At 69.7% G+C, this 21220-nt stretch carries 18 protein-coding genes, 3 pseudogenes and 1 CRISPR repeat array; of the genes and pseudogenes, 9 read left to right on the top strand and 12 right to left on the bottom strand.

All coding sequences use genetic code 11. The annotated features are described in order from the left end of the window. Positions 1-10: 10 nt before the first annotated feature. The 3 genes from ACIOMQ_RS07130 to ACIOMQ_RS07120 form a co-directional block, all read right to left on the bottom strand. The gene (locus tag ACIOMQ_RS07130; RefSeq protein ID WP_401262134.1) at positions 11-232 is read right to left on the bottom strand and encodes a DUF6458 family protein; all 222 of its coding nucleotides are present in this window, start codon (positions 230-232) and stop codon (positions 11-13) included. 103 nt (positions 233-335) lie between these two features. After that, positions 336-1634, bottom strand: coding sequence for a M18 family aminopeptidase (locus ACIOMQ_RS07125; protein WP_362192738.1), 1299 nt, complete (start codon positions 1632-1634; stop codon positions 336-338). 208 nt (positions 1635-1842) lie between these two features. Beyond that, positions 1843-3669, bottom strand: a complete 1827-nt coding sequence (locus ACIOMQ_RS07120) for an acyl-CoA dehydrogenase (RefSeq protein WP_362192741.1) — start codon at positions 3667-3669, stop codon at positions 1843-1845. A gap of 172 nt (positions 3670-3841) precedes the next feature. On the opposite strand from ACIOMQ_RS07120, the gene ACIOMQ_RS07115 reads away from it, so the two are divergent. The 3 genes from ACIOMQ_RS07115 to ACIOMQ_RS07105 all read left to right on the top strand — a co-directional run bounded on the left by ACIOMQ_RS07115 (position 3842) and on the right by ACIOMQ_RS07105 (position 6594). After that, positions 3842-4282 carry an SseB family protein gene (locus tag ACIOMQ_RS07115; RefSeq protein ID WP_072487501.1) on the top strand — a complete coding sequence of 147 codons (441 nt, stop codon included), beginning with the start codon at positions 3842-3844 and terminating at the stop codon, positions 4280-4282. Between the two features lie 181 nt (positions 4283-4463). Further along, on the top strand, positions 4464-5420 hold the full coding sequence (locus tag ACIOMQ_RS07110) for a pirin family protein (protein WP_362192744.1): 957 nt from the start codon (positions 4464-4466) through the stop codon (positions 5418-5420). Between the two features lie 52 nt (positions 5421-5472). Beyond that, positions 5473-6594, top strand: coding sequence for an AI-2E family transporter (locus tag ACIOMQ_RS07105; RefSeq protein WP_402188161.1), 1122 nt, complete (start codon positions 5473-5475; stop codon positions 6592-6594). Positions 6595-6606: 12 nt separating this feature from the next. On the opposite strand, the gene ACIOMQ_RS07100 is transcribed toward ACIOMQ_RS07105, so the two are convergent. Then, on the bottom strand, positions 6607-8730 hold the full coding sequence (locus ACIOMQ_RS07100; protein WP_362192750.1) for a SpoIIE family protein phosphatase: 2124 nt from the start codon (positions 8728-8730) through the stop codon (positions 6607-6609). Between the two features lie 219 nt (positions 8731-8949). On the opposite strand from ACIOMQ_RS07100, the gene aspS reads away from it, so the two are divergent. Then, a complete protein-coding gene (aspS, locus tag ACIOMQ_RS07095; RefSeq protein WP_401262141.1) occupies positions 8950-10734 on the top strand; it encodes an aspartate--tRNA ligase in 1785 nt (594 codons plus the stop codon). 706 nt (positions 10735-11440) lie between these two features. Here aspS and ACIOMQ_RS07090 read toward each other — a convergent pair. Then, positions 11441-12112: a response regulator transcription factor gene (locus ACIOMQ_RS07090; RefSeq protein ID WP_362192756.1), complete on the bottom strand. Its 672-nt coding sequence runs from the start codon at positions 12110-12112 to the stop codon at positions 11441-11443. Next, on the bottom strand, positions 12109-13335 hold the full coding sequence (locus ACIOMQ_RS07085) for a histidine kinase (protein ID WP_362192759.1): 1227 nt from the start codon (positions 13333-13335) through the stop codon (positions 12109-12111). Before ACIOMQ_RS07085 ends, ACIOMQ_RS07090 begins: the two co-directional genes overlap by 4 nt. A 165-nt stretch (positions 13336-13500) precedes the next feature. Between ACIOMQ_RS07085 and ACIOMQ_RS07080 the strand changes: the two genes are divergently transcribed. Continuing rightward, a complete protein-coding gene (locus tag ACIOMQ_RS07080; protein WP_362192762.1) occupies positions 13501-14409 on the top strand; it encodes a lysostaphin resistance A-like protein in 909 nt (302 codons plus the stop codon). Positions 14410-14955: 546 nt separating this feature from the next. Here the strand turns inward: ACIOMQ_RS07080 and ACIOMQ_RS07075 are convergent. From ACIOMQ_RS07075 to ACIOMQ_RS07050, 6 genes and pseudogenes are all read right to left on the bottom strand, one after another. Continuing rightward, positions 14956-15141, bottom strand: a pseudogene (locus tag ACIOMQ_RS07075) (helix-turn-helix domain-containing protein); the annotation flags it as partial. Beyond that, a complete protein-coding gene (locus ACIOMQ_RS07070) occupies positions 15138-15881 on the bottom strand; it encodes a DUF6879 family protein (RefSeq protein ID WP_402188400.1) in 744 nt (247 codons plus the stop codon). The pseudogene ACIOMQ_RS07075 and the gene ACIOMQ_RS07070, both read right to left, overlap by 4 nt. 69 nt (positions 15882-15950) lie before the next feature. Beyond that, a CRISPR array of direct repeats spans positions 15951-16162; the repeat unit is 29 nt; unit sequence GGGACCATCCCCGCGTGCGCGGGGAGCAG. Between the two features lie 319 nt (positions 16163-16481). Next, positions 16482-16577 (bottom strand): annotated as a pseudogene (locus ACIOMQ_RS07065) (transcriptional regulator); the annotation flags it as partial. Then, a pseudogene (locus ACIOMQ_RS07060) lies at positions 16574-17109 on the bottom strand (DUF6879 family protein). The pseudogenes ACIOMQ_RS07060 and ACIOMQ_RS07065, both read right to left, overlap by 4 nt. Before the next feature lies 1 nt (position 17110). Then, complete coding sequence (locus ACIOMQ_RS07055; protein WP_401262148.1) at positions 17111-17314, bottom strand: hypothetical protein; 204 nt, start codon at positions 17312-17314, stop codon at positions 17111-17113. A 163-nt stretch (positions 17315-17477) separates the two neighbouring features. Then, a complete protein-coding gene (locus tag ACIOMQ_RS07050) occupies positions 17478-17894 on the bottom strand; it encodes an ATP-binding protein (protein WP_401985966.1) in 417 nt (138 codons plus the stop codon). Positions 17895-18137: 243 nt separating this feature from the next. Here ACIOMQ_RS07050 and ACIOMQ_RS07045 point away from each other — a divergent pair, with 243 nt between their 5' ends. The 4 genes from ACIOMQ_RS07045 to ACIOMQ_RS07030 all read left to right on the top strand — a co-directional run bounded on the left by ACIOMQ_RS07045 (position 18138) and on the right by ACIOMQ_RS07030 (position 21218). Then, positions 18138-18989 (top strand): helix-turn-helix transcriptional regulator, encoded by an 852-nt coding sequence (locus ACIOMQ_RS07045; protein WP_362192771.1) that lies wholly within the window; start codon positions 18138-18140, stop codon positions 18987-18989. 8 nt (positions 18990-18997) lie between these two features. Continuing rightward, the gene (locus ACIOMQ_RS07040) at positions 18998-19195 is read left to right on the top strand and encodes a DUF397 domain-containing protein (protein ID WP_362192774.1); all 198 of its coding nucleotides are present in this window, start codon (positions 18998-19000) and stop codon (positions 19193-19195) included. Positions 19196-19268: 73 nt separating this feature from the next. Continuing rightward, positions 19269-20222 (top strand): intradiol ring-cleavage dioxygenase, encoded by a 954-nt coding sequence (locus ACIOMQ_RS07035; RefSeq protein ID WP_402188158.1) that lies wholly within the window; start codon positions 19269-19271, stop codon positions 20220-20222. A 177-nt stretch (positions 20223-20399) separates the two neighbouring features. Further along, positions 20400-21218 (top strand): L,D-transpeptidase family protein, encoded by an 819-nt coding sequence (locus ACIOMQ_RS07030; protein ID WP_362192780.1) that lies wholly within the window; start codon positions 20400-20402, stop codon positions 21216-21218. Positions 21219-21220 lie beyond the last annotated feature (2 nt).

The raw sequence follows: 21220 nt of genomic DNA, 5'->3' as shown, positions 1-21220 counted from the left end.
ACGCCGTGGGTCAGGGGTGGTGGCGCTCGTCCTCGGACACGATCGTGGTGCTGGGCGGCACGACCATCCGGCGGCGCCGCGCGATGCTCGCGTAGACGAAGACCCCGATGATGCCGACGATCATCATGATCCAGCCGACCAGGTCGACGTTGACGGTGTCCATCTCCCAGTCCGTGGCGAAGGTCAGTATCGCCCCGGCGCCGATGAGGATGATGCATCCTCCGAGTCCCATGAATCCCGCCTCCTCGACGGCCCGGCGGTTCCGGGCCGGTGTACGGATCGGGTACCCGGCCCGGCGGCGGCCATGCCCGGGGCCGCGGCCGGGCGGGGCGGACTCAGCCCGCCAGGAACGCCGCCACCGCGTTGGCGAGCAGATACGGGTCGTCCGCGCCGCACAGTTCACGGGCGCTGTGCATCGACAGGATCGCGACGCCGATGTCCACGGTCTGGATGCCGTGCCGGGCGGCCGTGATCGGGCCGATCGTGGTGCCGCACGGCATCGAGTTGTTGGAGACGAACGTCTGCCACGGCACGTCCGCCTTCCGGCACGCCTCCGCGAACACGGCCCGGCCGCTGCCGTCGGTCGCGTACCGCATGTTGACGTTGACCTTGAGGATCGGTCCGCCGTTGACCACCGGGTGGTGGGTCGGGTCGTGGCGCTCGGCGTAGTTGGGGTGGATCGCGTGGCCGGTGTCGGAGGAGAGGCAGACGGTTCCGGCGAAGGCACGGGCGCGGTCCTCGTACGTCCCGCCGCGGGCGAAGACGGAACGCTCCAGGACCGTGCCGAGCAGCGGCCCGTCGGCGCCGGTGTCGGACTGCGAGCCGTTCTCCTCGTGGTCGAAGGCGGCCATGACGGGGATGTACGGAAGCTCGGCGTCCGGCTGCCCGGCGACGGCGGCGAGCGCGGCGGCGGCCGCGTGCACGGAGAGCAGGTTGTCCATCCTGGGCCCGGCCAGCAGCTCGCGGTCCCGGCCCAGGTAGGCGGGCGGCTCGACGGCGTGCGGCATCAGGTCCCAGCCGGTCACGTCGTCGGCGTCGACGCCCGCCTCCTCGGCGACGAACCGGATCAGGTCGCCCTCCTCGACGTCCCCGAGGCCCCAGATCGGCTGCATGTGCTTCTGCCGGTCGAGCTTCAGGCCGTCGGGGTTGGCCGACCGGTCCAGATGCACGGCCAGCTGCGGTACGCGCAGGAGCGGCCGGTCGATGTTCACCAGCCGGTGCGTGCCGTCGCGCAGCGAGATCCGCCCGGCGAGGCCGAGGTCGCGGTCGAGCCAGGTGTTGAGGAGTGTCCCGCCGTAGATCTCCACGGCGATCTGCCGCCAGCCGTACGCCCCGGTGTCGGGCAGCGGCTTGACCCGCAGGTTCGGCGAGTCGGTGTGCGCTCCGACGATCCGGTACGGGGTGTGCGCCGCGGCGCCCTCCGGCACGTACCAGGCCACGATCGCGCCGCCGCGCAGGACGTACTTGCCTCCGCTGGTGCCGTCCCAGGCCGCGGTCTCCTCGACCTGCCGGAATCCGGCCTTCTCCAGCCGCTCGGCCGCGGTGGCCACGGCGTGGTACGGGGAGGGGGAGGCCATCAGGAAGGCCATCAGATCGTCGGTGTGCCCGCGGTCGAAGCGGAGGGAGGAACTCATGTTCTTCACTGTAACGAGGCCGGACCGGGAGGTTTCACCGTCGTCCCGGGCAGCGTCCGCCCAGTCTCCGGGGAGCGCCGCGGAGGGCTTCTCGCCGTTCCGGGCGGGCCGGGCCCGCGGCCGGCGTACCCGGCCGATACGACAGCACCGCCCCCCGAAAGCGTCTCCGGGGGGCGGTGCGTGGTGATGACCGTGAGCGGGCCGAGGGCTAGAACGCGGCCTCGTCCAGCTCCATCAGCGAGTTGTCGACGGACTCGGCGAGCGCGCGCTCGGCGGAGACGCCCGGCAGGACGTTCGCGGCGAAGAACTTCGCGGCGGCAATCTTGCCCCGGTAGAAGGCGACGTCCTTCGCGGAGGCGTCCCGCAGCTTCTCGACCGCGACGGCCGCGCCCTTGAGCAGCAGGTAACCGACGACGACATCGCCGGAGGCCATCAGCAGCCGGGTGGTGTTGAGACCCACCTTGTAGATGTTCTTGACGTCCTCGCCGGTCGCGGTGAGGTCGGTGATCATCGTGCCGACGATCGCCTCCAGGTCCACGGCCGCCTTGGCGAGCGAGTCCAGCGCACCGGACAGCTCCTCGTTGCCCTGGGCGCCCGCGAGGAACTTCTTGATCTCCTCGGAGAGGGCGTTCAGCGAGGCGCCCTGGTCGCGGACGATCTTCCGGAAGAAGAAGTCCTGGCCCTGGATCGCCGTCGTGCCCTCGTACAGCGTGTCGATCTTGGCGTCACGGATGTACTGCTCGATCGGGTACTCCTGGAGGTACCCGGAGCCGCCGAAGGTCTGGAGCGACTGCGCCAGCTGCTCGTACGACTTCTCGGAGCCGTAGCCCTTCACGATCGGGAGCAGCAGGTCGTTGAGGCCGTGCAGCGCCTTGGCGTCCTCGCCCGCGGCCTCCTTCTCCTGGATCGCGTCCTGGACGGTGGCGGTGTACAGCACGAGGGAGCGCATGCCCTCCGCGTACGCCTTCTGCGTCATGAGCGAGCGGCGCACGTCCGGGTGGTGCGTGATGGTGACCTTGGGGGCGGTCTTGTCCATGAACTGCGACAGGTCGGTGCCCTGGACGCGCTCCTTGGCGTACTCCAGCGCGTTGAGGTAGCCGGTCGACAGGGTCGCGATGGCCTTCGTGCCGACCATCATGCGGGCGAACTCGATGATGCGGAACATCTGGCGGATGCCGTCGTGCTTGTCGCCGATCAGCCAGCCCCTGGCGGGGTGCTGGTCGCCGAACGTCATCTCGCAGGTGTTGGACGCCTTGAGGCCCATCTTGTGCTCGACGTTGGTCGCGTACACGCCGTTGCGCTCGCCCAGCTCGCCGGTGGTCCAGTCGAAGTGGAACTTCGGGACCAGGAACAGGGAGAGGCCCTTGGTGCCGGGGCCCGCGCCCTCGGGGCGTGCCAGCACGTAGTGGAGGATGTTCTCGGACATGTCGTGCTCGCCCGAGGTGATGAAGCGCTTCACGCCCTCGATGTGCCAGGAGCCGTCCTCCTGCTCGACCGCCTTCGTGCGGCCGGCGCCCACGTCCGAACCGGCGTCCGGCTCGGTCAGCACCATCGTGGAGCCCCACTGCCTCTCGACGGCGATCTCGGCGACCTTCTTCTGCGCCTCGTTGCCCTCGTCGAAGAGGATGCCGGCGAACGCCGGGCCCGAGGAGTACATCCAGACGGCCGGGTTCGAGCCGAGCAGCAGCTCCGCGTAGGACCAGATCAGGGAGCGCGGGGAGGTGGTGCCGCCGATCTCCTCGGGCAGGCCCAGACGCCAGTACTCGGAGTCCATGAACGCCTGGTACGACTTCTTGAAGGTCTCCGGGACCGGCGCGGTGCTGGTCTCCGGGTCGAAGACCGGCGGGTTGCGGTCGGCGTCGGCGAAGGATTCGGCCAGCTCGTTCTCCGCGAGGCGGGCGACCTCGTCGAGGATGCTCTTCGCCGTCTCGACGTCCATCTCGGCGAACGGGCCGGTGCCGTACGTCTTGTCGCGCCCGAGGACCTCGAAGAGGTTGAACTCGATGTCGCGGAGATTCGACTTGTAGTGCCCCATGGGAAGGCTCCGTAATCAATAGCAGTGGCGTGCAGCGCCCCGGGAAGGGGTGTGGGCCGGGCGGGCGACGAGCTGGCGGTGCGTATATCAGCTGACCTCTACGATGATGCTACCCGCCAGTAATAAGACGCAACCCCTCAAGGGCCTGATGTGTCCGATTACTCTTTGCGGTATGTACGGCTACGACCAGAACCCGGGCGCACAGCAGCAGATGGGTGGCGGCTACGGCGAGCAGCCGCTGTATCCCGAGCCCTCGCCGCCGTCCCTGGGGGACGCGGTGCGTGCCTTCACGACGGGCTCGCTGTCCGCCGAGGACTTCCAGCAGATCTTCGCGACGTCGAAGGTCTACTGCCCGCGTGGCGACAACCCCGGATTCCTCGCGCTGCACAACACCCAGCAGCCGGTGATCCCGATGTTCACCACGCTCAAGGAGTTGCGGCTGTACGCGGGCAAGGAGTCCAAGTACTTCGTGATCACCGGGGCCGAGGTGATCGACCTGCTGCCGACCGGCTACGGCTTCGTCCTCGACATGGAGGGTGAGCACCGCATGGTCTTCGACGCCAAGGCCGTGGAGCAGATGGTCGACTTCGCGATGCGCCGTATGTACGGCTGACGCATATACGGCCGGCGTCCGGTTATACGGCCGACGTCCGGTCTTCGTTCGAGGAGGGGCCCGTACCGCCTGGTACGGGCCCCTCCTCGTTCCCGTGGGCGGCATGGGGAATGGATGGCACCTTGCAGGATGTTCACCATTCAACTAAATTGAAGCCAGGACAATCCCGGAGGTGGCTCCCATGCCCGCAGTGACCGTCGAAAACCCGCTGACCCTGCCCAAGGTCGCCGCCACGGGCGACGCCACGGCCCGCCCCGTGCTCGCCGTCACCACGGCTCCGAGCGGATTCGAGGGCGAGGGCTTCCCGGTTCGCCGCGCGTTCGCCGGGATCAACTACAAGTACCTCGACCCGTTCATCATGATGGACCAGATGGGCGAGGTGGAGTACGCGGCCGGAGAGCCGAAGGGCACTCCCTGGCACCCGCACCGCGGCTTCGAGACCGTCACGTACCTGATCGACGGAACCTTCGTCCACCAGGACTCCAACGGGGGCGGCGGCACCATCCGCAACGGTGACACCCAGTGGATGACCGCCGGGTCCGGCCTCCTCCACATCGAGGCACCGCCGGAGAGTCTCGTGATGTCGGGCGGCCTCTTCCACGGCCTCCAGCTCTGGGTGAACCTGCCCAAGGCCGACAAGATGATGGCCCCCCGCTACCAGGACATCCGCGGCGGCCAGGTCCAGCTCCTCGCCTCCCCGGACGGCGGCGCGCTGCTCCGCGTCATCGCCGGTGAGCTCGACGGGCACGAGGGCCCCGGAATCACCCACACCCCGATCACGATGATCCACGCCACCGTCCGCCCCGGCGCCGAGGTGACCCTGCCGTGGCGCGAGGAGTTCAACGGACTCGCGTACGTCCTCGCCGGGCGCGGCACCGTCGGTGCGGAGCGCCGTCCCGTCCACATGGGGCAGACCGCGGTCTTCGGCGCCGGTTCCTCGCTGACCGTCCGCGCGGACGAGAAGCAGGACGGCAACACCCCGGACCTGGAGGTCGTCCTGCTCGGCGGCCGCCCGATCCGCGAGCCGATGGCGCACTACGGGCCGTTCGTGATGAACAGCCAGGCCGAACTGAAGCAGGCCTTCGAGGACTTCCAGGCCGGCCGCCTCGGTACGGTGCCCGCCGTCCACGGAATGTGACACTCGCGGCCGGAATGTGACACTCAAGGCCGGAATGTGATCGGGTGGGAGGGTGCAGACCCCCAATCCCCTCCTGCCCGACGGTGCGCGGCGTACGGCCGCCTGGTGCGGTGTCGTCCTCCTCGTCACCGGGGTCGCCGCGGTCGCGGTCTGGCTGTGCATCATCTTCAAGACCGCGGTCACGCCCGTTCTGCTGGCGCTGCTCGGTACGGCGCTGCTCGGGCCGGTCCACCGTCGGCTGACCGCCCGCGGAGTGAACCGTTCGCTGGCCGCGGGGCTCACGTGCGCCCTGCTCGTCGCGGTGGTCGGCGGCGCCGGATACATCGTCGTCACCGCGCTCGTCGACACCGGCGACCAGATTGTGCACTCGCTGAAGGACGCCGGACAGTGGGTCGTCGACCACTTCGGGATCAGCAAGCACACCAATGTGAACGACCTCGTCTCCAACGCCCAGAAACTCTTCGAGAAGTTCGGCGCGAGCGCCGCGGGCGGACTCCTCTCCGGGATCAGCCTGATCGGCTCGCTGCTCGCGACCAGCGTCCTCGCCCTGCTGCTGACCTTCTTCTTCCTGCGCGACTCCGACAAGGCCGTGGATCTCGCCCACGCGGTCGCCCCGCGCGGTACCGGCGATCTGGTCGAGGCCATGGGGCGACGGGCCTTCGAAGCCGTGCAGGGCTTCATGCGCGGCACCACGTTCATCGCGCTGATCGACGCGGTCTGCATCACCGTCGGCCTGCTGATCCTGAGAGTCCCCGGCGCGGTGGGGCTCGGTGCGCTGGTCTTCGTCGGCGCCTACATCCCCTATCTCGGAGCGTTCATCTCCGGCGCGGTCGCGGTGCTCGTCGCGCTCGCCGACCGGGGGCTCGTGATCGCGCTCTGGGCACTGGGGGTCGTGCTCGCCGTACAGGTGCTGGAGGGCCACGTCCTGCAGCCGTTGATCCAGAGCCGTACGGTCCAGATGCACCCGGCCACCATCATGATCGCGATCACCGCGGGCGCCAGTGTGGCGGGCCTGCTGGGCATGCTGCTCGCGGTACCGGCCTGCGCGGCGGCCTTCGGCATCCTCGGCGAACTGCGCGGAGGGCAGGGAGCGGGCGGAGAGGGCGGAGAGGGCGGCGAGCCGGGCGGGCCGGGCGGGCCGGGTGGGCCGGCCCCGGCCGCGTCCGGCACCTGACGGGACAGCCGGTCACCTCACGGGCCGTCCCGGCCCGTCCGGCCCCGGCACCTCCGCCTCCGCCTCGTACAGCTCGAACCAGACCGACTTCCCCGACCCCCGCGGATCCACCCCCCACGCGTCCGCGAGCATCTCCATCAGCACCAGCCCCCGCCCGCTGGAGGCCATCTCCCCGGGCCGCCGCCTGTGCGGCAGCTCGTCGCTGGCGTCCGCCACCTCCACCCGCAGCCGCCGCTCACCGTGCTCCCCCGTCGCCTGGGCGACCATCAGCGCGTCCCCGTCCGTGTGGACGAGGACATTGGTGGCCATCTCCGAGAACATCAGCACCGCCGCGTCGACCTGCTCCGGATCGGCCCAGTCGTGCAGCAGCTCCCGCAGCTGCTGCCGGGCCGCCGACAGCCGCTCCGGCTCGGCCTGCGCGATGGTCAGCGCGGTGCGCCGCTGTGCCGTCTGCCCCGGTGTCTCCCCGTCGCGCCGCAGCAGCAGCACCGCGATGTCGTCCTCCCGGCGGTCCGCCAGCGGTCCCGTCGTGTAGTGCGAGGTCGGCCCGTGCACGGCCTGGACGAGGGCGTCGGCGAGCTTCTCCAGGTCGGCGGTGTCCTGTTCCAGGATCGGCCGCAGCCGGATCCAGCCGGTCCACATGTCATGGCCGCCGGTCTCGATCAGCCCGTCCGTGCAGAGCATGATCGTTTCTCCGGCCTCCAGGGTGAGCCGGGTCGTCGGATAGTCGGCGTCCGCCTCGATGCCGAGCGGCAGCCCGCCCTCGGTCTGGCGGATCAGCGCCGTCCCGTCGGCGGTCATCACCACCGGATCGGGATGGCCGGCCCGCGCGATGTCGAGGGTCCCGGTCTCCGGGTCGGCCTCCGCGTACAGGCAGGTCGCGAAGCGCGGTCCGGTCTCCTCCCCTTCCTCGTACGCGTCGGTCAGCCCGGAGAGGAACCGGGACGCGCGGGAGAGCACCGCGTCCGGGCTGTGCCCCTCGGAGGCGTACGCGCGCAGGGCGATCCGCAACTGCCCCATCAGGCCCGCGGCGCGCACGTCGTGGCCCTGGACGTCACCGATGACGAGGGCGATACGGCCGTTGGGGAGCGGGATCATGTCGTACCAGTCGCCGCCGACCTGGAGCCCGCCGCCGGTCGGCACGTAGCGGGCGGCGACCGTCATGCCCGGGATGCCGGGGCCGAGGGACGGCATCATCGAGCGCTGGAGCCCCAGCGAGAGTTCCCGCTCGGTCTCCGCGACCCCGGCACGGGCCAGCGCCTGGGCGAGCATCCGGGCCACGGTCGTCAGTACGGAACGCTCGTCCGGCGAGAACGACACCGGGTTCCGGAACCCCGCCATCCAGGCGCCCATGGTCCGCCCCGCCACGATCAGCGGCACAAAGGCCCAGGAGCGGCGCCCGAAACGGCGGGCGAGCGGCCAGGTGACCGGGTAGCGGCGGCTGTACTCCTCGGGCGAGGGCAGATAGATCGCCCGCCCGGTCCGTATGACCTCGGCGGCCGGGTAGTCGGTCTCCAGCGGCATGTCGTTGAACGGGTCCTCGTCACCCACGCTGTGCCCGTGGTGCCCGGTGATCGTCAGGCGTTCGCCCGCGATGCCGAAGACCGCCAGGCCGTCCGGCGAGAACCCGGGCATGGAGAGCGAGGAGGCGACCCGCAGCACCTCGGCGGTGGACCGGGCCTCGGCCAGCGCCCGGCCGGCGTCCAGCAGGAACGCCTCGCGGGAGCGGCGCCAGTCCCCCGTGATGGGGGTGTGCGCGCCGGTGGTGCCGGGTTGCGGTTCGGCGACTTCCTGAACCGTGCCGACCAGCACATAGGCGGTGCTGCCCGGCGTCTCGGGCGGAAACGGCCTGGAGCGGCTGCGTACGGTACGCAGCACCCGGCCGTTCTCGTCCACGATCCGCAGCCGGGCCTCGGCGAGGGTGCCCTCGGCGACCGCGAGGTTCACCACCCCGTAGATCTCGTTCCAGTCGACCGGATGAAAACGGGAGCGCACCGCGGACTCACGGAAGACACCGGCCGCGGCGGGCAGCTCAAGCAGCCGGGCCGCCTCCGCATCGAGCGTGACGGTCCCGGCTCCGTTGTCCCACCGCCACAGACCGGTCGCGGTCGCGGCCAGGACGTCCTCGGTGCGCATTGCCCCTATTTAAGGAGATCTGCGCCGCAGGCGCCACCGAGGGTGGCGGTCCACGCCCTGTCCGGTCGCGGGACCGGGGCCCGTCCGGTCACAGGGTGGGGGCCCGTCCACCCGGTCCCGATGATCTTGAAATGTCAATGTCAATGATTCGATGCGGGTGCGGGCGGTAGCCTGGGGAGGCTGAATCCACCCCGAACCGCGAAGACTGGATGAACGAGAATGCATCGGTACAGGTCACACACCTGCGGCGAGCTCCGCGCCTCTGACGTCGGCACCGACGTCCGGCTGAGCGGCTGGCTGCACAATCGCCGAGACCTGGGCGGCATCCTCTTCATCGATCTGCGCGACCACTACGGCCTGGTGCAGCTCGTCGCCCGTCCCGGCACCCCCGGCAACGAGGCCCTGGCGAAGCTCACCAAGGAGACCGTCGTACGGATCGACGGCAAGGTCTCCGCGCGCGGCGCCGACAACGTGAACCCGGAGCTTCCGACCGGCGAGATCGAGATCGAGGTCACCGAGGTCGAGGTGCTGGGCGAGGCCGCCCCGCTGCCCTTCACGATCAACGCCGAGGACGGGGTCAACGAGGAGCGGCGCCTGGAGTACCGCTTCCTCGACCTGCGCCGCGAGCGCATGCACCGCAACATCATGCTGCGCTCGGCCGTCATCGCCTCCATCCGCGCCAAGATGGTGGCTCTCGGCTTCAACGAGATGGCGACCCCGATCCTCACCGCGACGTCCCCCGAGGGCGCCCGTGACTTCGTCGTCCCGTCCCGCCTGAACCCGGGCAAGTTCTACGCCCTGCCCCAGGCCCCGCAGCAGTTCAAGCAGCTGCTGATGATCTCCGGCTTCGACCGCTACTTCCAGATCGCGCCGTGCTTCCGCGACGAGGACGCCCGCGCCGACCGTTCGCCCGGCGAGTTCTACCAGCTCGACGTCGAGATGTCGTTCGTCGAGCAGGAGGACGTCTTCCGGCCGATCGAGAAGCTGATGACCGAGCTCTTCGAGGAGTTCGGCAACGGCCGCCACGTCACCTCGCCGTTCCCGCGCATCCCGTTCCGCGAGGCGATGCTGAAGTACGGCAACGACAAGCCGGACCTGCGTGCCCAGCTGGAGCTGGTCGACATCTCCGACGTCTTCGCCGACTCGGAGTTCAAGGCGTTCGCCGGCAAGCACGTCCGCGCGCTCCCGGTCCCGGACACCGCGGGCCAGTCCCGGAAGTTCTTCGACGGCCTCGGCGACTACGCCGTCCAGCACGGCGCCAAGGGCCTGGCCTGGGTCCGCGTCGGCGAGGACGGCGGCCTGACCGGCCCGATCGCCAAGTTCCTCACCGAGACCGACATCAAGACCCTCACCGAGCGTCTGTCCCTCGTTCCCGGCCACGCGATCTTCTTCGGTGCGGGCGAGTTCGACGAGGTCTCCAAGATCATGTCCGCCGTCCGCGTCGAGGCCGCCAAGCGCGCCGGCCACTTCGAGGAGGGTGTCTTCCGGTTCTGCTGGGTCGTCGACTTCCCGATGTACGAGAAGGACGAGGACACCGGGAAGATCGACTTCTCGCACAACCCCTTCTCGATGCCCCAGGGCGGCCTGAAGGACCTGGAGGAGAAGGACCCGCTGGACATCCTCGCCTGGCAGTACGACATCGTCTGCAACGGCATCGAGCTGTCCTCCGGCGCCATCCGCAACCACGAGCCCGAGCTGATGCTCAAGGCCTTCGAGATCGCCGGCTACGACCGCGAGACCGTCGAGCACGAGTTCGCGGGCATGCTCCGCGCCTTCCGCCTCGGCGCCCCGCCGCACGGTGGCATCGCCCCGGGCGTCGACCGCATCGTGATGCTCCTGGCCGACGAGCCCAACATCCGCGAGACGATCGCCTTCCCGCTCAACGGCAACGCCCAGGACCTGATGATGGGTGCCCCGACGGAGCTGGACGAGTCCCGCCTGCGCGAGCTGAACATCCAGCTCCGCAAGCCGGTGGCGGCGGCGAAGGACAAGACGGAGAAGTAACCGCCCGTTTCCTCCGCCTGGAGGCTCTTCTCCTGGTTCCACGTGAAACATCCCCTGGCCGGGTCGGCCGGGGGATGTTCGCCGTTTCGTGCGGGTGCGGGTGCGGGTGCGGGTGCGGGTGCGTAGGTGGCGGCGGACTCATAATCCGTCGGCCGTGGGTTCGGCAAGCAGTCCAGCGCGAGTAACTGTTGGTTGTCTGACGGATGCTCCGCGGGCGTTTTGGGTCTCCCCGCTACCGGGGGCGACCGTTTTTGCTGGTTGAGTGCCGCTGAAGCGTGGGCCACCCACCGCTGGCACACCCGACCCCGCCACTGCCCCTGACGGCCGACACCGGCACGCCGCGGTGTCGGCCTCCGCGTGGCAGACACCCCAGGGGCGTGCCGTGCGGGGCCCGGTCAGCATGGGGTCATCACCGCTGCCTCCTGGCCGAACCCGACCACCAGCCAGCCATCCGGAGTGACTGCCACCGGGTGCACCTCCGCGGGAAACACCCACTCCGGACCAACCCGCTGTCCGGTGGTCAGGTCCCACACCCGCACCGTCGTCACGGCGGGGTGCGGCGGCAGCTCGGACGCGCGCAAGCAGCTCGTCGACCTCGGGCTGCTGGGCGAGGTGAGGCGCGACGTCGTTGATGCCTCGATGATTGCCCGGCGAGGTGCGCACCGCAGTACGCGCCCCCTCGTACGCAGGGACGCGCACCCGCGGTCTACGCCACTCCCGGGTCGGCGAGGCCCGCCTGGAACGCGGTGATGACGGCCTGGGTGCGGTTGTCCGCGCCGAGTTTGGCGAGGATGTTGCCGACGTGGGTCTTCACGGTCTCCTGGCTGACGACGAGCTCCGCCGAGATCGCCTGGTTGGAGAGGCCTCGCGCCATCAGCCGGAGGATCTCGGTCTCCCGCTGGGTGAGCGCGGCGGTGCGCGCGGCGGCCTCCGGACGCACGGGCCGGGCCGTGGCCAGGCGGCGTACGGCGTCGGGGAAGAGTACCGAGTCGCCCTCCGCGACCAGCCGGACGGCTTGGGCGATCTGCCGGACGGGCGCCCGTTTGCGGAGGAAGCCGCCCGCGCCGGCGCGCAGCGCGTCGTACACGTGCTCGTCGTTCTCGAACGTGGTGATGACCACGACCTTCGGCGGGGCGGCCAGTTCCGCCCGCAGCCGCCGCGTCGCCTCGATGCCGTCGACCGTGGGCATCCGGACATCCATCAGCACGACGTCCGGCCGCAGCCGCTCGACGAGCGGCAGCACCTGGGAGCCGTCGTCGGCCTCACCGACCACCTCGATGTCGGGCTGGGCGGAGAGCAGCGTGCGCAGCCCGGTCCGGGTCAACTCCTCGTCGTCGACGACGAGTACGGTCACGGGGCGCTCGGCCGGGGTGGTCATGCTGCCGAGCGTAGCGGGAGCCGGGCGGTGAGCCGCCAGCGTTCGCGGCCGTCCTCGGCGTCGTACGACGGGCCCGCGGAGGTCTCACCGCGCAGGGTGCGTACGCGCTCGCGGATGCCGTCGAGGCCCTGACCGGCCTGCCGACGGCGCGACGTGCGTACCTCGGAGGGCAGGTTGAGCAGTTCCACGTCCAGCCAGTCGTCCCCGGCCGTCACCTGCAGGGTGATCGACGACGGGTCGCCGTGGCGCAGCGCGTTGGTCAGCCCCTCCTGGACGATCCGGTACGTCTCGCGGGACACGGTCGCCGGGACCCGGGTGAGGTCGCCGTGGGTCTTGACGCGCAGTCCGGCACCGGCCTGCCGGACCCGGTCGGTGAGCGGGCCGAGGTCGGCGAGGGTGCGCGGAGGCGCGGTGGGCGTGTCCCCGGCGCGCAGGAGGCCGAGGACGTGGTCGAGGTCGTCCAGCGCGGCGCGCGTGGTCTCCTCGATGCTGGTGAGGGCGCGCCGCGCCGCCTCCGGGTCGCGGTCCAGCAGTTCGCCCGCGACGGCGGCCTGGATGGTGGAGGCGGTCAGGGTGTGCCCGATCGAGTCGTGCAACTCGCGTGCCAGCCGCTGCTGTCCGGCGAGCCGGTTCAGCTCCTCCTCGGCGGCGGCGAGCCGTTCGGCGGGCCGGTGGTCGAGGAGGACCGGGGCGAGCGGGCGCAGCACGGCTGCGCCGCCCAGGGCGACGTACGCCGCGGCGGCGAGTGTCACGACGGACACCAGCGGGGTCCACGCGCCCCGCCATCCGGCCCCCACCGGCACGGTTGTGCCGAACGTCGACACATGACCGCCGCCGGTCAGCCACACCCCGGGGAACACCGCGGCGGACAGCAGCAGGAGGAATGTCACCGTGGTCACCGCGACGCCCACCACTATGTGCGGCACGAGCCACGCCGTCGTCCGCAGCCGGTGGTCGCGGCTCGTCCCGGGGGCAGGCGCGGGCAGTTCGGTACCACCGAGGAGGGCGTTCGCCAGGCGTACGGAACCGGTGCGGGCGGCGCGCGGGAAGCCCATGGCGGTGAGGGCGGCGAGCAGCGCCACCGCGCTTGCGGCGACCCGCAGCGGCAGCGGTCGGCCGGGCGGCGCCGCCAACGCGGCGGCCAGCGCGGGCGGGAGGCTCAGCAGGGCGCCGGCGACGGCGTGGAGCCACGGCCGCGGGCTCCGGATCAACGCGGTGCGCATGGCTGGACCATACTGCCCGGCCGATGCCCGCCACGTCCCCCAAAAGAGCCAGGTGGGGGGCCTCTTCCGGGGGAGCGGGGGTTGGCTCCGGGCGGCGATGCGGGGGCGGGGCCGGGGGTGGGAGCTTTCTCCGTGTCGTCGTCCGGAGAAGTGGGGAGCGTGCGCATGGCACAGGAAGCGGGCCTCGAAGGGGTCGGGGCAGAGGTCGTGGGGGAGCCCGGGGCACGAGGCATGGAGAAGGGCGGGGCAAGAGCCGCCGGGAGCAGGGGCGTTGTGGTGTTCCTGGCCCTGTCGTTCGGTCTGACGTGGCTGTGGCTGCTGTTCGCCCGGCGGGGGCTCGGGCTGCCGGCGGTGAATCCGCTGCTGCAGCTCCCGTACGCCCTCGGTCCGGGGATCGTGGCGGTCGTTGTGCGCCGCTGGGTCACGAAGGAGGGGTTTGCGGACGCGGGGCTGAGGCTCCGACTGCGGGAGGCGTGGCCGTACTGGATCATCGCCTGGCTCGGCCCGCTGGGTATCGCCGCGGCGTCGGTCGCCCTGGCGGCGGCGCTCGGCCTGTGGGAGCCGGACCTCGCGCCGCTGGGCGAGGTGCTGTCGGGGCTGCCGGGCTGGGCGGGGGTAGCGGCGCTGATGCTGGTCGTGCCGGTGCTCACCCCTCTGTACTGCGGTGAGGAGTTCGGCTGGACCAGCTATCTGCGGCCCCGGCTGTTCGGGGGCCGGACCGTGCCGTCGGTGCTGGCGACCGGGCTGATCTGGGCGGTCTGGCACTTTCCGCTGGCGTTCATCGGCTACGTCGAGTTCCGCGACCGAGCCGTCGGGCTCGCCGCGTGGACGGCGTCCTTCCTGGTCCAGGAGGTCCTGCTGTGGTGGCTCTACCGGCGCAGCGGGAGCGTGTGGGTGGCGAGCCTGGCGCACAGCGGCAACAACATGGTGCTGTTCCTGCTGGTCGGCCAGTTGCTCGGCAGCCCCGGGGCTGGTATGAGCGCCCTCGCCACGACGGTGCTCCCGACGCTGGCGATGGCGCCGCTCGCCGTCCTCTGCCTACTGGACCGGTCCCTGCGCGCCCACGCCTCGTGAGGTTCCCGCCGTTGCGGGTTGGCTTCCGCGCGGTTGTCGTGGGCGGGTGCCCCGCAGGGTACCGGGGCGTGTGTGCGAGGTCCTGTTCCGGGGAGCGGTAGTGCAGTTCGAAGACGACCTCGTTGATCTGCCGCATTCGTTCGAGCAGAGCCTCGTGGTTGTAGGACGGCGGCGGGATCTCGCACTGGTTCGTCGGCGAAGACCTCCGCGAGGCGATCACGCACCCGCATCGCCAGGCTCCCCCGCGGGAACGCCGCCCGGGCCACCGCCACCGTCTGCGCCGGAACCTCCGGCAGCCCCTTCGGCAGCATCGACATCCGCATCACCCCCACCGCCGCATGACAGGACAACGACCGCACGGACGATCACCCCGCGCCCACCGTCACCCCGCACGGAATTGCGCAGCAGAGTCAGCGGTCGCACATCACCGGCGGGCCTTTCGCCAGGAGCGGCCGAGGTGTGCGGCTGTGGCGCAGGGGGCTCCTCTGCGGCAGTTGCCGCAGGCCAAGGTGTGGTCGATGAGCGTCTTGTACGCGGCATCCGGCAGCCTGTGGCTTCGGCCCACGCCTTCAGATCCGCAGCCGTGGCGGTTTGCCGCCCTGTCTCCAGCTTGGACACCTTGGACTGCGCCCAACCGAGACGATCTGCGAGTTCACGGCCGGTAATCTCGGCGCGCAACTCCCGAAGCCGCGCGCCGAGCGACGTGCGTCCCTGCTGAAAGTCCGTGCTCACAAACCGAAGTTACCGCGCACCTGATCGTACGGAGTGGCGTGGTGCCACGCGGCCGCGCGAACTTGCGCGTACCGAACGACTTCTACGGGGTTTGTGACCAGTTCCACCCCGGTCATCCGGTCGTTGTCGTCGAAGTGGAGAAGTGCGACAACGCGTGAGTCAAAGATCCAGAAGTCTTCGCAGGGCAGCTTCAGCTGGTTGGCACGGGTCCGAGTGAGGGCCCGGATGTCCTCGCCGACCGCCGTGTTCCGGCGGGCATTGTCGAGGAGGTAGAGCTGTCCCTCAGTGGCGGGCTCGTCAAGGATCCGCACCCGCTCGAACCGCTTCCCAGAGGCAGCTTGCTCACGTCGCTCGACGCACCACGGGTCGTCGAGGTCCCAGGTCACCGCCTTGCCACGTGCGAACTGCGCGTACGTCTCGGTGGCTTCGTCGGATGCGTAGAGCCGCCGGCTCTCCATCCGCCAGGCGCTGTGCTTGAGGGTGGTGAACATGCCGTCGAACTCGTCGAATGTGATCCATTGAGGCACGTGCACAGGCTCCTTGGGGCCGAAGTTCGCGAGGAGTTCGCGGGGAACCACAACGGCGCCTTCCTCTGCCGTGAGGTTGTCAAGCTGGGTGAGCTCAGTGGGATCGGAAATGCGAACTCCCTGCACGACGTGTGCATCCGGGCTGGCTTCGTAGAGGGTCGGGCAGCCGTTGTTCCCGCTGTTGGTACCGACCTTGCGGAACTGTCGAGGTATCGGGTTCCTTTCGCGCAGTGACTAACTTTCCGCGCAATGTAATTGAACGGGAATGCACGCAGCAGTAGGCGTGACACCCCCGCGTGCGCGGGGAGCAGCGCATTGCCCACGACGGGCTCGACTGGACACGGGGACCATCCCCGCGTGCGCGGGGAGCAGGATGTCCCGGACGGTGGCGGCGGCCGTGGCCTGGGACCATCCCCGCGTGCGCGGGGAGCAGAGACGATCCCGACCGTCAACCTCGCCGACCACGGGACCATCCCCGCGTGCGCGGGGAGCAGAGTTCCTGACCTGCGGGTTTAGGTGATGCGGTGGCTGTTTTTACCTACTTCTTTGAATTGCGACATTGGGATCAAAGCGCTCCTCTGGTGTGGCGGCACGGTCGCGCTTCCGGGCTCTGGGATGGCTTGACGTCGGCGATGGGGGCGTGTGGCATGGAGGCTACTCGGCGGCTGACGGTCCGGGTGCGGATTGCTCGTGCAGAGTCAGCTTCTGAGACGTCGCTGGCCGCGACTGCCAATTGCATCGAAGCCATCGGCCGTGATGGTCTACTTCCCCTTTTCCAACCGGGACACTTGCCGCCAATGTCAGCCGAGTTGTCCCTGCGACCTCCCTGCTGTTGAGGCCGGCCTCGGTGCGCAGTTCACGCAGCCGTGCACCAAGGGCGACCCGCCCGGCTTGGAAGTCCGTACTCACGCAGTTGACGGTACCTGCGCCTGGAACTCCTTTGTAGGGATCGCGTGATGCCAGGCAGCATCTCGGGCCTGGCAGGCTCGAAGGACAGCGGGGGCATCGTCGATGAGTTCCACGCCCGAGGTCACGCCTTGGTCATCGATGTGGAAACGTGCCAGAAGGCGTGAGTCGAACAGTCAGAAGTCGAATTCAGGTAGCCCGATACGTTGAGCGTCGGTCCGGTGCAGGTTGCGGATGTCCTCGCCAGCCTCTACGTTGCCCAGCCCGCTGGCCAAAAGGAATCGTTGGCCTTCGGTGGGTGGGGCATCGACCAGGCGCACTCGTGCGAACACCTTTCCCTGCTGAGTTTTCTCGCGAACGCTGCGTGCCACGGGCTGCTCGGGCCGTATCCCAGACTCTCCCCTCGTTGGAAACGGGCCCAGTTCCGACTGACGCGGTCGGTGGCGTAGCCGCGCTGGGTCTCCAACCGCCATGCGGTGTGGTCGAATTCTTCGAAGAGATGCACGATCTCCTCGAAGGGGACGAGGGAAGGCATGTCACTCCTTGGGGGCGAAGCGGGTCAGCAGCTCACGGGGGATGACGACGAACGTCTCGCTTTCCTTGACGTCACGAAGCTGAGTCAGATGCTCCGGGTTGGTCTCCTTCTCACCCTGAACGAGGATGTCGCCGGTCTCTACGACTCCATACAGGGTGGGGCAGTTGCCGTGCTCCGATGTGGTGCCGATGAACCTGAGTGTCATGTGGCCCTCCATCCGCGTTGGTTGGATGATCAGGATGCGATGAATGGTCGATGCCTGTGCGGCGGTTGCGGCGGATTGCGAATCTGGTCCATGGCCGTCGGACTGCTTGAAACTGAGGACGCGCATCCTGCCGCCGAGCTCTGTGACGCCGCATGGTTGAACGTTACGAAGCCAGTAGCTCGCACCAGACGTACTTGCCCGAATCGCCGGTGCTGCTGAGCAGATACCAGCCCCAGCCGTCCGCGCTGTTGCGGACCAGGTCGAGACCGCGCCCGTTCTCCGCTTCTGCGGACGGGTGCAGAGGCGGCGCGGGTGGGGTGGGGGCCGCGTCCCAGACGCCGATGCGCAGTACGCGGCCCGCCCAGCGCAGGCGCAACGCGGCCGGCCCCTTGGTGTGGCGTACCGCGTTGCCGACCAACTCCGTGGCGACGAGCTCGGCGATCTCGGAGAGGGAAAGCAGGCCGTGCAGGGTGAGGATCAGGCGCAGGGTGCGGCGGGAGACCGTGACTGCGCGGGGTTCGTGGGGGATGTAGAGGGTGTACTCCCATGGAGCGTCGGTGCTCACAGGCGAGTTCGGCATACGGGAACTCCGTTTGGTGCGCGAGTGGTTGTGGGGCGCGGCGGTCTGTGGGCGGTGGCCTGTCGCGCCCGCCGTGGCATGACGGGGCGGTGCGCTTCCGGAGGTGATTTCGCTGCGTCTGTGATACGTCGCAGAACGTAAGGCATTAATTTATGCCTACGCAAGGCTGTGGCGTAATCTGGCACCCGAACGGGTGGGCTCAACACGGTCCTCCGGGACGGATGTTGAGGCGAGGAGTGGTTCATGCCGCCGAGGAGTCGACCAACCGCGCGTCAGGTGCGAGTAGGTACTGAACTGCGCAGAATGCGCGAAGCGGCCGGGATGACGGCCAGGGAGGCTGCGGGCGCTCTGGGGTCGACCTCGGCGCAGATGAGCCAGGTGGAAGCTGGGATCGCCGGTGTCAGCGAGTCACGGCTGCGTTTGCTGGCGGCACAGTACGGCTGCGTGGACGACAGCCTGATCGACGCCCTTGCAGTCATGGCGACAGAGCGCACACGTGGTTGGTGGGAACAGTACCGGGACGTATTGCCGGCGGCCTTCCTCGATCTGTCGGAGTTGGAGCACCATGCTGTGTCCCGGCGTGATGTCGCGGTCATTCATGTGCCGGGGTTGCTTCAGACGGAGGCGTACGCCAGGGCAGTCTTTGCCTACATGGTGCCTGAACTGGCGGAAGAGGATCTTGCTGCCAGGGTGGCCCACCGGATGGCTCGGCGGGTCATCTTCGACGGGGGCACGCCCACGCCCTACGCGGCGGTGATTCATGAAACAGCGCTGCGCATCAGGGTGAGTGACCGTGCTGCGGTTCGTGCGCAGCTTGAGTGGATTCTGGAGCTTTCCGCGTCCGGGCTTGTGTCTGTGCGGGTCGTTCCCTTTGATGTGGATGGTTTCGCAGGCGCCAGCAGCGCAATGATGTACGCGGGCGGTGCGGTACCGCAGTTGGACACCGTGGTGCGGGACGCCCCGCACGGGACCGCATTCGTTGATGCGGAATCTCAGCTCGACAGGTTTCGAACACTTTTGCATAAGGTGGAGAGCGCGGCGCTCGACCCACAGCAATCGCGGGACTTCATCCACCGACTGTCGAAGAATGTGTGAGGAACGGTATGACCATGCGGACCCATTGGCAGAAGTCGTCCTTCTCCGGTGGTGGTGACGGGAACGACTGCGTCGAGCTCGCCGCACACAACAGCCTGATACGCCTGCGCGAGAGCGACGACCCCGGTACGGAGCTGGCGGTCACCCCGGATCAGCTGGGCCGGCTCCTGGGGGGTGTGAAGGGCGGGCGGTTCGGCGAGGCGTGACATTCGCGGCCTCACAGCAACGCACAGCCCGCACACACGCCCCTCCCAACTTCCCTGCCTAGCCTCGCCGTTCATGACAGAGACTCAAGGGCCCGCGCACAAGAAGGACATGACGCGTCGCAGGGTGGTGCTCGCCGGGGGTGCGGCGATCGTGACCGCCGGGATCGGAGCCGGGGCTGTCGCCACCGCGTCCGCCGACGAGGACACGGCCGGTGCGAAGAAGTCCGGCGGCGGACCGGGCGAGGCGTGTTACCGGCTCACCTCGGAGACCACCGAGGGGCCGTACTACATCGACGCCGACAAGTTCCGGAAGGACATCACCGAGGACAAGGAGGGCATCCCCCTCACCCTCCGGCTCAAGGTGATCGACTCCGACACCTGCAAGCCGGTCGCGCACGCGGCCGTCGACATCTGGCACTGCGACGCGCTGGGGATCTACTCCGGCTACGAGGCGATGAGCTCCGGCGGGCCCGGTGGCCCTGGCGGCCCCGGCGGGGGCGGTACGCCGCCCAGCGGTGCGCCCAGCGGTGCGCCCACCGACGCGCCCACCGGTACCCTCACCGGAGCACCCCCGTCCGGCGGCCCCGGTGGCGGGGGCGGCGGGCACAGTGAGCCCACCGACGACGAGCGCTATCTCCGGGGCACCCAGCTCACCGACAAGCACGGGTACGCCGAGTTCAGGACGATCTTCCCGGGCTGGTACCAGGGGCGCTGCGTGCACATCCACACCAAGGTGCACGTCGGCGGGAAGATGACCGACGCCGGGTACGAGGGCGGCCACACCTGCCACACCGGGCAGCTCTTCTTCGCGGAGTCCGCGGTCCTCGACTCGGCGGAGATCGAGCCGTACTCGACCAGCACCACCACCCGTACCACCCTCACCGAGGACACCATCTACGACCAGAGCGGGGTCACGGGCGGGCTGATGAGGCTCTCTTACCGCAAGCGTCACATGGCGCGCGGCGTCGTCGGCTCGATCACCATGGGTGTGGACCCGGACGAGACGCACGACGGCACAGATCTCTGACCGGCCCTCAGCCCCCGGCCTGCGGCGCCCAGCGCCCCCCGGCCGGTACCGCCGTATGGCCCTCGTGCGGATTCGCGCACGGGGGCCGCGGCGTTAACTGGGTTCGGCGGGACGAAGTGTGACGGGGAGCCCGCCTGTGCCGCCTTCCCCCACGACCGCTGAGGAGTGTCCGTGTCCGTGACCCGTCCGTCGGCCGCCCGGCGTCCCCCGTACGCCGTCCGCGCCGGAACGTGTGCCGCCGCCATCCTGCTGCTCACCGCCTGCGGCGACACCTCCCAGACCGCCACCGGGACCCGCAAGGTCCGGGCCGCCGCCACGGCCACCGCCGGTGTCGCGGGCCCCCAGGCCGACGGGGTACGGGAACGGGCCGCCCCCGGTCCGCGCGCGCCGCGCGTCCGCCCCAGCGAGATCCCCGTGCTGGGGCCGCGGACCAGGGGCGGGATCCCGGCGGACTCCCGGCAGGCGCTCGTCGTCACCGGCGACTCCTACGACTCCAGTCTGTCCACCGCCGTCCTGTACACCCGTGACGATCCCGCCGGGGGCTGGCGTGCGGCCACGTCCCGCTGGCCGGCCCACAACGCCCTGAACGGGTGGACCGACGAGCACTGGGAGAACGACCTCCGCACCCCGGTCGGGGTCTACGGACTGACGGCCGGGGGCGGCCTGTTCGAACCCCCGGGGACCGCGTTCCCGTACGAGCAGCGCCCGGAGTTCGCGGTGAGCGGTGAAGGGTTCGACGGGGAGCCGCTGGAGGGTTCCTTCGACTATGTCGTCGCCGTCGACTACAACCGGGTCCCCGGAGCCTCCCCTCTGGACCCCGAGCGCCCGCTCGGCAAGGAACGCGGCGGCGGCATCTGGATCCACGTCGACCACGGCGGCCCGACGCAGGGCTGCATCTCGCTCCCCATGGACCGGATGAAGGAACTGCTGCGCCTCCTCGACCCGGAGAAGAAGCCGGTGGTGGTGATGGGGGACGCGGAGGCACTGGAGCGGTGAAC

This window comes from Streptomyces sp. NPDC087845, from assembly GCF_044742755.1.
In the GTDB taxonomy this organism is placed as follows: domain Bacteria; phylum Actinomycetota; class Actinomycetes; order Streptomycetales; family Streptomycetaceae; genus Streptomyces.
The sequence above is the reverse complement of the archived record's forward strand: the minus strand, read 5'-3'. Positions and strand labels throughout refer to the sequence as shown.

Excerpts from the sequence above, each read along its gene's own strand:
- ACIOMQ_RS07130 (WP_401262134.1), bottom strand. The coding sequence starts at position 232 with ATGGGACTCGGAGGATGCATCATCCTCATCGGCGCCGGGGCGATACTG.
- ACIOMQ_RS07125 (WP_362192738.1), bottom strand. The coding sequence starts at position 1,634 with ATGAGTTCCTCCCTCCGCTTCGACCGCGGGCACACCGACGATCTGATG.
- ACIOMQ_RS07120 (WP_362192741.1), bottom strand. The coding sequence starts at position 3,669 with ATGGGGCACTACAAGTCGAATCTCCGCGACATCGAGTTCAACCTCTTC.
- ACIOMQ_RS07115 (WP_072487501.1), top strand. The coding sequence starts at position 3,842 with ATGTACGGCTACGACCAGAACCCGGGCGCACAGCAGCAGATGGGTGGC.
- ACIOMQ_RS07110 (WP_362192744.1), top strand. The coding sequence starts at position 4,464 with ATGCCCGCAGTGACCGTCGAAAACCCGCTGACCCTGCCCAAGGTCGCC.
- ACIOMQ_RS07100 (WP_362192750.1), bottom strand. The coding sequence starts at position 8,730 with ATGCGCACCGAGGACGTCCTGGCCGCGACCGCGACCGGTCTGTGGCGG.
- aspS (WP_401262141.1), top strand. The coding sequence starts at position 8,950 with ATGCATCGGTACAGGTCACACACCTGCGGCGAGCTCCGCGCCTCTGAC.
- ACIOMQ_RS07090 (WP_362192756.1), bottom strand. The coding sequence starts at position 12,112 with ATGACCACCCCGGCCGAGCGCCCCGTGACCGTACTCGTCGTCGACGAC.
- ACIOMQ_RS07085 (WP_362192759.1), bottom strand. The coding sequence starts at position 13,335 with ATGCGCACCGCGTTGATCCGGAGCCCGCGGCCGTGGCTCCACGCCGTC.
- ACIOMQ_RS07080 (WP_362192762.1), top strand. The coding sequence starts at position 13,501 with ATGGCACAGGAAGCGGGCCTCGAAGGGGTCGGGGCAGAGGTCGTGGGG.
- ACIOMQ_RS07055 (WP_401262148.1), bottom strand. The coding sequence starts at position 17,314 with ATGACACTCAGGTTCATCGGCACCACATCGGAGCACGGCAACTGCCCC.
- ACIOMQ_RS07050 (WP_401985966.1), bottom strand. The coding sequence starts at position 17,894 with ATGCCGAACTCGCCTGTGAGCACCGACGCTCCATGGGAGTACACCCTC.
- ACIOMQ_RS07045 (WP_362192771.1), top strand. The coding sequence starts at position 18,138 with ATGCCGCCGAGGAGTCGACCAACCGCGCGTCAGGTGCGAGTAGGTACT.
- ACIOMQ_RS07040 (WP_362192774.1), top strand. The coding sequence starts at position 18,998 with ATGACCATGCGGACCCATTGGCAGAAGTCGTCCTTCTCCGGTGGTGGT.
- ACIOMQ_RS07035 (WP_402188158.1), top strand. The coding sequence starts at position 19,269 with ATGACAGAGACTCAAGGGCCCGCGCACAAGAAGGACATGACGCGTCGC.